Origin of the sequence: Blastomonas aquatica (assembly GCF_014639875.1) — a bacterium.
GTDB classification, from domain to species: domain Bacteria; phylum Pseudomonadota; class Alphaproteobacteria; order Sphingomonadales; family Sphingomonadaceae; genus Blastomonas; species Blastomonas aquatica.
In genome coordinates this window covers 212,536-224,638 of record NZ_BMGD01000002.1, presented here as the reverse complement: position 1 = coordinate 224,638, position 12,103 = coordinate 212,536, and the positions used below count along the sequence as shown (strand labels likewise).

Here is a 12,103-nt window from a genome sequence, read left to right as displayed (position 1 = left end):
TTAAGCTGTTTACCCTATCGCTTAACCAATTGGCGATACACGCTGGGCTATGCCTTCGACAGCACCGCTCGCGCCCGCACACGCGATGCGATCCCTTCGTCGATTGTTATCGCCAAGCATCTGGACGCCACAGCCATGAATATGCCCGTCAGCCCGAAATCTCTTGAAAGCAAAGAGACACGCGCCCGCGACAGCCTGTTCCTGCTGGCGGAAATGACATCCGAGGGCTCGGATGAAGTCTACAAGGTGAAGGTCCGCAACCTGTCACCCGGGGGCATGATGATCGAATCCGATCTCGAAGTGACACAGGGACAGCAGGTGGTGGCGACGCTGCGCAACATCGGCCCGGTGCGCGGTCAGATCGCGTGGGCACGCAGCGGGCGTTTCGGTGTTGCCTTCGACCGTGAGATCAACCCGAAACAGGCCCGCCAGCCGGTCGGCGGAGGCGGCGAGGTCCCCCGCTATCTGCGCACCATTCTGGGAACCAGCCCCTCCTTCCCGCGCTGAGCGCCATTGCGCCCAGCGTGGTCGAAGTCTGATCTGCCGGTTCAATCGTTTGCCCCCCCCGGCAGTTCGTGGTTCTGTGCGCCGACGCTTTGCGGAGCGAGCCGCTGGTTGACCGGACTGCCGCCATACGCAATCGGATGCCGGAGTGTCCGGTACGCCCCGATATGGTCGGCCTGCGCATCGATAAAGAACCCGGTCGCCTTGAGATGCGGATCCTCGGGTACATCCTCGATCCGGTTGAAGCGCATTGCGGGAATGTCCTCGCGGTCAAGCAATTCGACCCACTCGTCGGTGGTCTTGGTCGCGGCGACCTCCTCGATGATCGCGTACAGATCACCGGTGTGCTTGGTGCGCTCCTCATAAGTTGAGAAGCGCGGATCCTGGAACACGCCGGGACGTCCGCCGATCTCGAAAAAGCGCTCCCACTGGCGATCGACATATGGAACGATCGCGATGTAGCCATCCTTGGTGGGATACGGGCGCCGCCTGGGATTGATCGAGCGGGTGTAGCCGAACTTGCCATCGCCGGGGAAAGTCTGGCCGTAGAGATTTTCGACCATGTTGAAGAACGTGAAGCACTCGAACATCGGCACCGAGACGAACTGTCCCTGCCCTGTCCTTTCCTTGTGCACCAGCGCCGCGAGCGTGGCGTTGGTGGCAAACAGACCCACCGTCTTGTCCGCCACCAGCGAGGGGGTATAGCCCGGGGCCCCGCCCGAACGCTTGGCATACAAATCCGCCCAGCCGGACGCCGCCTGCACCAGATCGTCATAGGCCTGCCGCTTGCCATACGGGCCCTCGGCGCCGTAGCCGCAGCAGTGGATATAGATGATCTGGGGGTTGATCTTCTTGACCGCCTCGTACCCCAGCCCAAGCCGTTCCATCCCGGCCATGCGGACATTGTGGAAGAACACGTCAGCTTGCCCAAGCAGCGTCTCGAGCTGCGCCTTGCCCAATTCGTCACGGCCATCGATCGTCACCGCTTTCTTGTTGCGATTAAGCGCCATGAAGATCGGCCCCAGGTCGCCCGTCGGCGATGTGCCGGCATAGCGCATCATATCGCCGCTGTGGCTGCCGCCGCGGTTTTCAACCTTGATCACATCGGCGCCCATATCCGCCAGCATCATCGTCGCCAGCGGCCCCATGACGACGCTCGACATATCGAGCACGCGCACCCCGGCCAGCGGGCCGGTCGCTGCGATATCACTCGTTTTCCAGATTGATTCTGCCATGCAAGGCTCCTGTTTGGTCAATTGTCAGTAATGGCGTCACTTAATGGCCACAGTTCACCGCAAACCCTCGGGAAACATCCATAATCGAGACACATCCGGCTCTATTTCGCAACTGCAGCATTGCGGATGCCCCCGATACTGGGGTATCCTCCGGGTCGGGCTCAGGGGTGGCTTGATTAAGGAATGCGGGTCGCACCGTTTCCATTGGGGTCATTATGGTATTGGGCTTGTTTGAAAGCGCCGAACAGCGGCGCAAGGATGATCGCGAACTCGACACGATCCACAAAAAGTACGGGGACACCACGGTCGATGTGCTGGATGCCCGGTCGAAAGACGCCAATCTGACTGATCGCGAGCGCAAGCACTGGTCGCGGCTGGCACGCAAGGCGCGGCAACGCTTCCGGGATTGACTGCGGTATGAGACAGCCATTTGCCTCACCGCCTTTGGTCGAAACGCCGCCCGATCATGGCGCTGGCGATGTTGACCTTCTGGATATCGATCGCACCCCCGGCAATGCCCCAGCCCCAGGCATCGCGCATGCGTCGCTCCATGGGATATTGCGTGGAATAGCCATATCCGCCCATCAGCTGAACCGCGTTGCCGGTCACTGACCGGGCGATCTGGTTGGCGAAACACTTGGCTGATGAACTGTCGAGGATCGACGGCAGGCCCTGGTCCGAATTGGCCGCCGCGCGCCAGATCAGCAGCCGCGCCGCCTCTACCTCGATCTGCATCTCCGCCAGCTTCATCTGCACCGCCTGGAAATCAACCAGAGGCTTGCCGAACTGCTGGCGTTCCTGGACATAGGCGAGCACGTCTTCCAGCGCGCCCGATGCCTGGCCCAGCGCCATCGTGGCATTGCCGCAGCGTTCCAGATCGAACGCCTCCATCAGCTTGGCAAAACCGCCTGCCGGCACGACGATATTGCCTTCGGGCACGCGGCAGTCGTCAAAAATGAGGTCAGCCGACGGGACACCACGAAATCCCATCAACGTCTCGTTCTGACCGAAGCTGAAGCCCGGCGTTCCCTTTTCCACCAGCACCGCGCCAATGCCCCTGGCACCCGGTGCATCCGATAGCCGGGTATAGACAAGATAGGCATCCGAATGCCCACCTCCCGAGCACCAGCGCTTGGTGCCATTGATCATGACGAAGCCATCGGCCATCACGCCGCGTGTCGTCAGATCGGTGAGCGCGGTTCCCGCTGCAGGCTCAGACATCGACACCGCGACGATCATGTCGCCTGCGCAGACGCTTGGCACGATCCGTTCCTTGAGCGCTGCTGGGGCAAAATGCTGGATCGCGCGCACCGGCCCGACACACGCTTCGAACACCGGGAAGGCGACGGCCGAGCTGACTTTGGCCAGCTCTTCGAGCACGATCAACGCGTCAAGGTTTGATAACCCCAACCCGCCCAGCGCCTCTGGTGTGTTGATGCCCAGCAGCCCCATTTCAGCATAGCGGTGTACCATGGCGCGCGGCACCGGGCGATTGTCGCGCTCCAGCTCGACCGCCAGCGGCACAAGTTCGGTGCGCGCAAATCGCCTGACCGTTTCGCGCAGGGCGACCTGCTCGTCCGAAAGATTGAAATCCATCTCCGCATCCCTTTAACCGACCGGTTAACAAAGGGATGCGGGAGAATGCGTGCCGGGTCAATCACCAGTTATGCCAGCAAAGGCGAAGGGCCCCTGTCTGCGGATCAATCCCCGAATCAATCCCCGGTGAGGATACGATCGACCAGCTGCTTGACGGTCGGAACGAAGCCGTTCGAATAGAACGGATCGGTCCCGAAATTGTAGGCCGCGTGGCCGGCAAACATCAGGTTCTTGTCGACATCCTCACCATGCGCGATGTTCTGCAGCGCCTTCTGGATGCAGAAGCTGCGCGGATCGGCGAGGTAGCCGGTGGAGAAATTGTCGTGGTCCTTCCATGCCGAGAAGGCGCAATGCGACAGACAACCCATGCAATCGGTCTGGTCCTTGCGGATTTCCGCACGCTCTTCGGGGGTGCAGAACACCAGGGTGTTGTCGGGAGTCTTGAGCGCGGTGGTAAAGCCTTGCGCATCCCAGCGGCGCGCGTGCTGCAGATCGGTCGGCGTCACCCAGAAGTTCTTGCCCTTCACGCCGCAATCGAGCTGCGCGGTATGTTCGCCTGCCATCTCGGTCGAGAACGGGATCTGGCGCTGAGAGCGCGCCTCGAGGCTGCGCAGGAACGGGTTGCGGACCGCACTCGAATAGAAACCGGTCGGGCTGAACTTGTGCAACAGCACATCGCCCGGAGCGATCTTGGTCAATTCGTCTTTCCACCCCTGCGGGATCGGGCTTTCCTGCGTCAGCAATGGTCGGGTGCCGAATTGGAACGAGATTGCACCAAGCTCGGGATTGTCGATCCAGTTTTCCCAATCGCGCAGGTACCACACGCCGCCTGCCATCACGATCTGGACGCTTTCGGACACACCCTCGGCGCGCATCGTCTCGCGCAGTGCAGCGACGCGAGGATACGGGTCTTGCGGTACGCGCGGATCTTCAGCGTTGGACAGGCCATTGTGACCACCGGCCAGCCAGGGGTCTTCATAGACCACCGCGGCCATCAGATCGGCGTATTTGTGATACGCCCGCTTCCACAGCGCGCGGAACGCGCGGGCCGAACTGACGATCGGCAGATAGTTGACGTTATACTGCGCCGCGATTTCGGACAGCTTGTAGGGCATGCCCGCGCCGCAGGTGACGCCTGCGACCATGCCGCGGGTCTGCTCGAGAATGCCATGAAGGATCGGCTGAGCGCCGCCCATTTCCCACAATACGTTGATGTTGATCGCACCCTGGCCGCCTGCGATTTCATAGGCGCGGCGGACCTGCTCGACGCCGCCGTCGATGGCATAGCGGATCAGCTCCTGATGGCGATCGCCGCGGGTGCGGCCGTGATAGATCTGGGGAACAACGTTGCCGTTTTCGTCATAGCTGTCGGCGTTTACCGCCGACACCGTGCCGATACCGCCTGCTGCGGCCCAAGCGCCCGAACTGGCGTGGTTGGTCGCAGAGACGCCCTTGCCACCTTCGATGACCGGCCAGACTTCGCGTCCACCATAAATGATCGGCTTCAAACCCTTAAACACGCATAAGCTCCCACATTGGCACAGCCGTATAGACATGCTGCGCAGCAATTGCCCAATAAAAACGCCCCGCTGTCAGGTGCGTTGCCTGATCCGGTCAGGCTTGATCGCATCCCTTGATCTTGCTTACATCAAGCGCCGGACCAACCGCCTCGAACCGCGCGAAATACCCTGCGATATCAGGCTTCTCGATGAATTCGACCAGCTTGTAGCCTACCGCTTCGAACTCACAGAACAACAATTTGGGAGGTATGCCGTGGCGGTTGGTCGGGCGATCGACATCGACCACGATCACCTGCCCGCCCGGCTTCAGCGCGGGCCGCAGCCGAGAGATGAACGCATAAGGCTCGGTCACCTCATGGTACATGTGAACCATGAAGACCCGGTCGAAGCTGTTTTCGGGCAGCCGCGGATCATCGATATCGCCGGGCTTGATCGAGACGTTGTCGAGCCGCTCGCGTTCGACCCGGGTGCCCAGCCGCTTGAGCGCGGCATCATCGATATCCTGCGCCAATACGCGACCACCCGCCCCAACCCTTTCGGCCAACCGGACGGTATAATAGCCGTTGCCAGCGCCGATATCGGCGACGGTCATCCCCGGCGTGATCCCGGCGAGATCCATGACCTTGGTCGCCTCGTTGCGGTCGTCGCGGGCTTCCTCGTTGGAAAACTCGTTGCTGACCACGCCAGCCACTGGCCGGTCCGCGCGGGGAAACCCACGCGCGGTCTCGGGCCGGTCTGCATCATCATCCGCCCCCAGCTGGCAAGCCCCCAACAGGGCAAGCGCCGCTGCCGTCAAACCAAACCCCGCCATGCGACGACCCAACCGGTCAGTCGACATCTTCGACGTCCACCTTCTCGCCGGTGACCTTCTGCGACAGCGCCGCTGCCATGAACGGATCGAGCGCGCCATCGAGCACATCGCCCGGCGCGGTCGAGGTCACCCCCGTGCGCAGGTCCTTCACCAGCTGATAGGGCTGCAGAACATAGGATCGGATCTGGTGGCCCCAGCCGATATCGGTCTTGGCGGCATATTCGCCCGAAGCCTCTAGCTCGCGCTTCTGCAATTCGGCCTCGTACATCCGCGCTTTGAGCATGTTCATCGCGGTGGCGCGGTTCTTGTGCTGCGAGCGGTCGTTCTGGCTGGCGGCGATGATCCCGGTGGGAATATGCGTGATGCGCACCGCCGAATCGGTGGTGTTGACGTGCTGTCCGCCCGCGCCCGATGCGCGATAGGTATCGATCTTGAGATCGCTTTCCTTGATCTCGATATCGATATTATCGTCGATCACCGGGTATACCCAGACGCTCGAGAAGCTGGTGTGCCGCCGCGCCGAACTGTCATAGGGCGAAATCCGCACCAGTCGGTGAACGCCGCTTTCGGTCTTGGCAAAGCCATAGGCGTTCTCGCCCTTGATCAGCAACGTCGCGGACTTGATACCAGCCTGCTCGCCCGAGTGATAATCGACGAGCTCGACCTTGTAGCCGCGCCGTTCGGCCCAGCGCGAATACATCCGCTGCAGCATCTCGGCCCAGTCCTGGCTTTCGGTGCCGCCAGCGCCGGCGTGGACTTCCAGATAGGTATCGTAGCTGTCGGCCTCGCCCGCGAGCAGCGCCTGCACCTTGTCGCGTTCGGCCCGCTCGGCCAACGCCTTGAGGCTGCCCAGCCCCTCGGCGATGGTGTCGTCGTCGCCCTCGGCCTCGCCCAACTCGACGAACTCGATCGCATCGGCCATCTCCGCGCCGATCTCGTTGACCGTGCCGATCGCCTGTTCCAGCCTGCGCCGTTCGCGCATCACCTCTTCGGCGGCCTTGGGGTCGTTCCACAGTGTCGGATCCTCGACGCGCGCATTGAGTTCGTCGAGACGACGAAGCGCGCGTTCCCAATCCAGAAACTTGCGGACCAGCGCCAAAGCGGCGTTGATGGTATCGATATGGGCCTGCCCTTCGGCACGCATGCGGGTTACTCCTGATGTATTTGGTGTCGCGCTCTAGCTGATTGCCGGGCAATCGCAAAGCCCTGCGCGGTATCCGTGATTGATCTTGGGCTCCGAGCGCCTAGATTGAAGGAATGCACGGCACCCCCGGCCCGGTAACGATCGACCTGACAATGCTGATGCGCGCATATGCCATCGGTATCTTTCCGATGGCTGACGCGCGCGACGACATCGACGTTTTCTGGGTCGAGCCCGAAATGCGCGCGATCCTGCCGCTCGACAATTTCCACCTGTCCAAGTCGCTGAAAAAGGTGATCCGGTCGGACCGTTTTACCGTCACCTGCAACCGCGCCTTTGCCCAGGTCATCGCGATGTGCGCGGAATCGGCCGATGGGCGCGAGCAGACCTGGATCAACCGCACGATCGAGGCGAGTTTCATTGCACTCAACCGCCAGGGGCGCGCGCACAGCATCGAATGCTGGCTTGATGATACGCTGGTCGGCGGGCTTTATGGGGTCGAGATCGGGCGCGCGTTTTGCGGTGAGAGCATGTTCAGCCGCGCCACCGATGCCAGCAAGGTCGCGCTCGCCTGGCTGGTTGCCGCGATGCGCAAGGGCGGGATGAGCCTGCTCGACTGCCAGTTCATTACCCCGCATCTCGCGTCGCTGGGGGCGCAGGAAATTCCGCAGGCGCAGTACATGGCGTTGCTCACCGATGCGATCCGCGATTCGCCGTTCGCCCCGCCGCGAGTGCAACGCCCGCACCCGGTCATGCCAGGAATTTATTCGGTGTCGGTAGAGGGGGTCGCTGGGGTTGGGCCTGGGGCCGGGGTTGGGGCCGGCGCAGGTGCCGGAGCCGATTCGGGGTTGGTCGCGGGATTTGCTGCATTGGCAGGTGGCGATGCGGTCGGCCCGCCCGCCGGGGCACCAGCGCCCTCGGCCGGAGCCTCCTCGCCCGGATACTCCATTGCGCAGTTCTTGACCCAGACATCGTAGATCGGGTGCTCGACAACGTTGAGCGAAGGTGATTCCTTGAAAACCCAGCCCGAGAACACCCGCTTCCAGACTGGATCGGACGACCGGGTCTCACGGTGCTGGACCAGCAGTTGAACAAAGGCGCCGGTTTCAGGTACCGGCTCCCACGGCGCGGTGCGCTCGCAGGCCGACAGGCGAACGATAGCATCGCCAATCCGCCGCGATTCGCCCGGTTTCATTTCGAGATCGCGGGTCTCGCCGTTGCGCTTGTTGAGGAACGAGATCGTGGCCACGCGTTCGGCCATCGGGGTCGCTTCACCGGCAACGAGCTGGACCGGCGGGCGCAAGGGCGCTCTTGCGGCAACTTTGGGCTGCACCTCGGGCTCGCCGCCTTGCATCAGGCGATCACCGAATTGGGTCCAGCCATACACCCCTGCCCCCAGGAGCACGGCAATCAGAATGATGATGGCGATGATTCGCCCGCGCGTCACGCCTCGGGAGTCCACGCTTCATAGTCGCCGGTAGCGGCAGCGCGAACACCGCCACGCTCGAGCGAGCCTGCGGGGCGGTATGCGCCGGTGGTTCCGGTCAGGTTGGGAACATAGTCCTTTTCCCAGATTCGCGGCGGCGGCAGATGGCTCTCGGGAATTGCATCATAGCTGTTGTGCAGCCAGCCGTGCCATTCTGACGGCACCCGGCTCGCATCATTGGCACCGTTGTACAGCACCCAGCGGCGTTCCTTCCGGCCCTTTTTGGGCTTGGAGCGGAAATAGGTATTGCCCTGATGGTCCTCGCCGACTTTCTCGCCGTTCAACGAGCTGAACAAAAGCGTGTCGACGGTCGCGCCGTCCCACCAGGTGAAGATTTTTCCCAAAAGTCCCATGGCGGCCCGCTTAATGCGTAGGAGACCAAAGGGGAAGATGGTTTTGTGAAGCTGGCATGCGCTTTATCGCGCTCTGGATGACGCCCCGAGTCCATTTGCGCAGACCAGATAGGGTTGAAGCGGGACGGCATCGCCATCCCGCTTCTTTCCACTGGTGCGACCCGGGGGAATCAAGGTCTGTGGGAACGATTGCTCCCGGTATCATCGTATCAGCCCACCAGCGCCATCTGCTTGTCGGTGACAAGCCGGTGCATCGCCTTTTGCAGCTTTTCGAATGCGCGCACCTCGATCTGGCGCACGCGTTCGCGGCTGACGTTGTAGACCTGGCTCAGTTCCTCGAGCGTCTTGGGGTCATCGACCAGACGCCGCTCGTTGAGGATATGCCGCTCGCGCTCGTTCAGCGCCTGCAGCGCCTCACCCAGCATTTCGTGGCGCATCGAGGCTTCCTGCGCATCGGCGACGGCGACGTCCTGCAAAGGCGCATCGTCGGTCAGCCAATCCATCCACTGACCGTCACCATCCTCGCGCATCGAGACGTTGAGCGACGCATCGCCGCCCATCGCCATCCGGCGGTTCATGTTGACGACTTCGGTCTCGGACACGCCCAGCTTGGTCGCGATCGTCTTCACGTCATCGGGATGCAGATCGCCGTCCTCGAACGCGCGCAGGTTGTTCTTCATCCGGCGAAGGTTGAAGAACAGCTTCTTCTGCGCCGCGGTGGTGCCCATCTTGACGAGGCTCCAGCTGCGCAGGATGTATTCCTGGATCGATGCCTTGATCCACCACATCGCATAGGTAGCCAAGCGGAAGCCGCGATCGGGCTCGAATTTCTTCACGCCCTGCATCAGGCCGATATTGCCTTCGGAGATCAGTTCGCTCACCGGAAGGCCATAACCGCGATAGCCCATCGCTATCTTGGCGACGAGACGCAGGTGCGAGGTGACGAGCTGGGCAGCCGCCTCAGAATCCTGATGTTCCTGATAGCGCTTGGCCAGCATGTATTCCTGCTCGGGTTTGAGCAGCGGGTACTTGCGGATTTCGGTGAGGTAACGGTTCAGGCTAGCCTCTCCGCCAAGGGCGGGGATGGTTGCCGGGACACTTCTGGTCGCGCTCATGTATTCCCTTTCTGCCGATCCGATTTCGGGCCTCGAAGGAGCACCCATCATGGGGATCGCATTTCGACTTGCAACCTAAACCCTTATTATAGTCAAAAGTTCCGCCATGTCGGCCGGAATCGGACTAAAAAAGTCGCATTCAGATCCAGTCACCGGATGTATAAAGCCCAGCCGCTGCGCGTGCAATGCCTGACGGCGGAAATCCGCGGCTTTCAGCAGGTCTCGCAACCCCTTTGGCGGCTTGGAATAAAGCGGATCGCCCAGCAGCGCATGCCCGATGCTCGCCATATGCACCCGCACCTGATGGGTTCGCCCGGTCTCCAGCCGACACTCGACCCGGGTCGCACCGCTCAAGCGCTCCTCGGTGGTGTAATGGGTGACGGCATGCTTGCCGCGCCCTTCGCCAACCAGCGCCATCTTCTTGCGGTCGTGGTCGCTGCGACCGATATTGCCGGTCACTGTGCCGTCGGCGGTGCTGGGTCGCCCCTGCACGACCGCGACGTATCGCCGGTTGATCGTGTGCGCGGCAAACTGCGCAGCCAGACCCAGATGCGCCGCATCGGTCTTGGCAACCACCAGCAGCCCCGAGGTATCCTTGTCGATCCGGTGAACGATCCCCGGCCGCGCCACCCCGCCGATCCCTGACAATTGCCCTGCGCAATGGTGCAGCAACGCGTTGACCAAAGTGCCGTCGGCGTGCCCCGCTGCTGGGTGCACCACCAGCCCGGCGGGCTTGTCGATCACCAGCAGATGCGCGTCCTCATAGACGACCGCCAGCGCGATATCCTGCGTCTGCGCATCGAGCGGCAGCGCTTCTGGCACCGCAATGGCATAGCGCTCGCCCGGCGTCAGCTTGACCGATGGACGCGCTGCAGCCTTGCCGTCGATCATCACCGCGCCTTGCAGGATCAGCGCCTTGATCCGCTCGCGCGACAGCGTCGGCTCGATCACCGCCAGCCCCGCATCGAGCCGCTGGCCTGCGACGCTTTCAGGGATCGTGCCGCTAAGGGGCTCGGATGCAGGCAGGTTGGATTGCACAGGGTTCATCGCTATGCTGTGGCCGATGCAGGTTTCGCTTTCAAGCGCGCTCCATGCGCAGTTGCTGGCGGCAGCGCGCGCTGCGCATCCGCACGAGTGCTGCGGACTGCTGTTCGGCGATGACGCCGCAGTGCACCGCATCGCGCCCACCCCAAACGTCTCGCAGGATCCATCGCGCGCGTTCGAGATTGAGCCCGGAGCGCTGATCGCCGCCGAGCGGGCGATGCGACAGGGCGGCGACCGGTTAATCGGCCATTATCATTCGCACCCCAACGGCCGCGCCGAACCCTCGCCGCGCGATGCTGCCGATGCTGCTGCCGATGACCGACTGTGGCTGATCATCGCAGGCGACATCATCACAGCCTGGCGCGCTGTGGCCCAAGGCGTGCTGCTCGACAGGTTCGATCCGGTTGCGCTTCATCTGGCCACCTGATCTGGCGCACCGGCTGGCGTGCGGCGATCGATCTGCCGCATTAAGGCTTGAACCGGTGCGACATTTTCGCCACATCCGATAGGCGAGGCCAGCCGGTCGACGTGCCCTTTTCCTGTTCATCGCCACGAAGGCAAACCCAGCCCATGTCCAGCTCTGCAGACCTGTCTGAAATCGACCTTGCCAGCCTGATGTGTTCGCGGCTGTGCCACGATCTGCTGAGCCCGATCGGGGCGATGAACAACGGGCTCGAGCTGCTCGCCGACGAGACCGATCCGGAGATGCGCGCCCGCTGCATCGAGTTGCTGACCGACAGCGCCCGCGCCTCTGCCAACAAGCTCAAGTTCTTCCGCCTGGCCTTTGGTGCTGCGGGTGGGTTTGGCGACAAGGTCGATGTCAACGAGCCCCGGATGCTGATCGAGGGGCTGGTGGCGGACAAGCCCCGGGTCGAGCTGCAATGGCATGTGACGTCCCATCTGCTCGCCAAGCCTGCGGTCAAGGTCTTGCTCAACCTCGCGCTGATCGGCCTTGATGGGCTGGTGCGCGGCGGACAGCTGATCATCGCGGCCGAGGAAAATGCCGGAACCTGCGAGATCGCGGTCAACGCAACCGGCCCCAAGGTGGTGATCGACCCGGCGGTCGCAGCTGCGCTTTCGGGCGACCCGGGCCAGGCTGCACTGAGCCCGCGCACCGCACCTGCTCATATGATCCAGCAGATCGCACGCCGCTCTGGCGGCGATATCCAGCTTGCCGCCACGCCTGAATCGCTGGTCATCGGGGCCATGCTGCGGGTTTGATCCCGTCCTGAAAGTCTTGTCTTGGCAACCTGATCTTAACCATAGGCAGCGCACACCGTAGCCCAAGCGCTTGCGGA

At 62.5% G+C, this 12,103-nt stretch carries 13 protein-coding genes and 1 pseudogene; 5 read left to right on the top strand and 9 right to left on the bottom strand.

Annotation, left to right across the window (positions count from 1 at the left end; translation table 11 throughout):
- Positions 1-135 precede the first annotated feature (135 nt).
- Positions 136-507, top strand: coding sequence for a PilZ domain-containing protein (locus IEW00_RS05090; RefSeq protein ID WP_188513309.1), 372 nt, complete (start codon positions 136-138; stop codon positions 505-507).
- 41 nt (positions 508-548) lie between these two features.
- Here IEW00_RS05090 and IEW00_RS05085 read toward each other — a convergent pair whose 3' ends face one another.
- Complete coding sequence (locus IEW00_RS05085) at positions 549-1,739, bottom strand: CaiB/BaiF CoA transferase family protein (RefSeq protein ID WP_188513308.1); 1,191 nt, start codon at positions 1,737-1,739, stop codon at positions 549-551.
- 215 nt (positions 1,740-1,954) lie between these two features.
- Between IEW00_RS05085 and IEW00_RS05080 the strand changes: the two genes are divergently transcribed.
- Positions 1,955-2,149: a hypothetical protein gene (locus tag IEW00_RS05080; RefSeq protein WP_188513307.1), complete on the top strand. Its 195-nt coding sequence runs from the start codon at positions 1,955-1,957 to the stop codon at positions 2,147-2,149.
- Between the two features lie 25 nt (positions 2,150-2,174).
- On the opposite strand, the gene IEW00_RS05075 is transcribed toward IEW00_RS05080, so the two are convergent.
- From IEW00_RS05075 to prfB, 4 genes are all read right to left on the bottom strand, one after another.
- The gene (locus IEW00_RS05075) at positions 2,175-3,335 is read right to left on the bottom strand and encodes an acyl-CoA dehydrogenase family protein (protein ID WP_188513306.1); all 1,161 of its coding nucleotides are present in this window, start codon (positions 3,333-3,335) and stop codon (positions 2,175-2,177) included.
- A gap of 116 nt (positions 3,336-3,451) precedes the next feature.
- A complete protein-coding gene (locus IEW00_RS05070; RefSeq protein ID WP_188513305.1) occupies positions 3,452-4,855 on the bottom strand; it encodes an NAD(P)H-dependent flavin oxidoreductase in 1,404 nt (467 codons plus the stop codon).
- Between the two features lie 94 nt (positions 4,856-4,949).
- Positions 4,950-5,693: a class I SAM-dependent methyltransferase gene (locus IEW00_RS05065; RefSeq protein ID WP_229736827.1), complete on the bottom strand. Its 744-nt coding sequence runs from the start codon at positions 5,691-5,693 to the stop codon at positions 4,950-4,952.
- Positions 5,683-6,810 carry a peptide chain release factor 2 gene (gene prfB, locus IEW00_RS05060; RefSeq protein ID WP_188513304.1) on the bottom strand — a complete coding sequence of 376 codons (1,128 nt, stop codon included), beginning with the start codon at positions 6,808-6,810 and terminating at the stop codon, positions 5,683-5,685. Before prfB ends, IEW00_RS05065 begins: the two co-directional genes overlap by 11 nt.
- Positions 6,811-6,923: 113 nt before the next feature.
- Between prfB and aat the strand changes: the two genes are divergently transcribed.
- Positions 6,924-7,784: a leucyl/phenylalanyl-tRNA--protein transferase gene (aat, locus tag IEW00_RS05055; protein WP_188513303.1), complete on the top strand. Its 861-nt coding sequence runs from the start codon at positions 6,924-6,926 to the stop codon at positions 7,782-7,784.
- Positions 7,785-7,819: 35 nt separating this feature from the next.
- On the opposite strand, the pseudogene IEW00_RS17630 reads toward aat, so the two are convergent.
- The 4 genes and pseudogenes from IEW00_RS17630 to IEW00_RS05035 all read right to left on the bottom strand — a co-directional run.
- Positions 7,820-8,002: pseudogene (locus tag IEW00_RS17630) on the bottom strand (DUF2155 domain-containing protein); the annotation flags it as partial.
- Between the two features lie 248 nt (positions 8,003-8,250).
- Entirely contained in the window at positions 8,251-8,646 is a 396-nt protein-coding gene (locus IEW00_RS05045; RefSeq protein WP_188513302.1) for an NADH:ubiquinone oxidoreductase subunit NDUFA12, read from the bottom strand.
- A gap of 209 nt (positions 8,647-8,855) precedes the next feature.
- Positions 8,856-9,761, bottom strand: a complete 906-nt coding sequence (gene rpoH / locus IEW00_RS05040) for an RNA polymerase sigma factor RpoH (protein ID WP_188513301.1) — start codon at positions 9,759-9,761, stop codon at positions 8,856-8,858.
- Between the two features lie 75 nt (positions 9,762-9,836).
- A complete protein-coding gene (locus IEW00_RS05035) occupies positions 9,837-10,808 on the bottom strand; it encodes an RluA family pseudouridine synthase (protein WP_188513300.1) in 972 nt (323 codons plus the stop codon).
- Positions 10,809-10,824: 16 nt separating this feature from the next.
- Here IEW00_RS05035 and IEW00_RS05030 point away from each other — a divergent pair, with 16 nt between their 5' ends.
- Both IEW00_RS05030 and IEW00_RS05025 read left to right on the top strand, forming a co-directional pair.
- Positions 10,825-11,232, top strand: a complete 408-nt coding sequence (locus IEW00_RS05030; protein ID WP_188513847.1) for a M67 family metallopeptidase — start codon at positions 10,825-10,827, stop codon at positions 11,230-11,232.
- 143 nt (positions 11,233-11,375) lie between these two features.
- Complete coding sequence (locus IEW00_RS05025) at positions 11,376-12,026, top strand: histidine phosphotransferase family protein (protein ID WP_188513299.1); 651 nt, start codon at positions 11,376-11,378, stop codon at positions 12,024-12,026.
- Positions 12,027-12,103: the final 77 nt, after the last annotated feature.

What these genes read in the sequence shown, in the direction of transcription:
- IEW00_RS05025 (WP_188513299.1), top strand. Translation starts at nt 11,376, where the DNA reads ATGTCCAGCTCTGCAGACCTGTCTGAAATCGACCTTGCCAGCCTGATG.
- IEW00_RS05065 (WP_229736827.1), bottom strand. Translation starts at nt 5,693, where the DNA reads ATGTCGACTGACCGGTTGGGTCGTCGCATGGCGGGGTTTGGTTTGACG.
- IEW00_RS05075 (WP_188513306.1), bottom strand. Translation starts at nt 3,335, where the DNA reads ATGGATTTCAATCTTTCGGACGAGCAGGTCGCCCTGCGCGAAACGGTC.
- prfB (WP_188513304.1), bottom strand. Translation starts at nt 6,810, where the DNA reads ATGCGTGCCGAAGGGCAGGCCCATATCGATACCATCAACGCCGCTTTG.
- IEW00_RS05080 (WP_188513307.1), top strand. Translation starts at nt 1,955, where the DNA reads ATGGTATTGGGCTTGTTTGAAAGCGCCGAACAGCGGCGCAAGGATGAT.
- IEW00_RS05030 (WP_188513847.1), top strand. Translation starts at nt 10,825, where the DNA reads ATGCAGGTTTCGCTTTCAAGCGCGCTCCATGCGCAGTTGCTGGCGGCA.
- IEW00_RS05045 (WP_188513302.1), bottom strand. Translation starts at nt 8,646, where the DNA reads ATGGGACTTTTGGGAAAAATCTTCACCTGGTGGGACGGCGCGACCGTC.
- rpoH (WP_188513301.1), bottom strand. Translation starts at nt 9,761, where the DNA reads ATGAGCGCGACCAGAAGTGTCCCGGCAACCATCCCCGCCCTTGGCGGA.
- IEW00_RS05085 (WP_188513308.1), bottom strand. Translation starts at nt 1,739, where the DNA reads ATGGCAGAATCAATCTGGAAAACGAGTGATATCGCAGCGACCGGCCCG.
- IEW00_RS05090 (WP_188513309.1), top strand. Translation starts at nt 136, where the DNA reads ATGAATATGCCCGTCAGCCCGAAATCTCTTGAAAGCAAAGAGACACGC.
- aat (WP_188513303.1), top strand. Translation starts at nt 6,924, where the DNA reads ATGCACGGCACCCCCGGCCCGGTAACGATCGACCTGACAATGCTGATG.
- IEW00_RS05035 (WP_188513300.1), bottom strand. Translation starts at nt 10,808, where the DNA reads ATGAACCCTGTGCAATCCAACCTGCCTGCATCCGAGCCCCTTAGCGGC.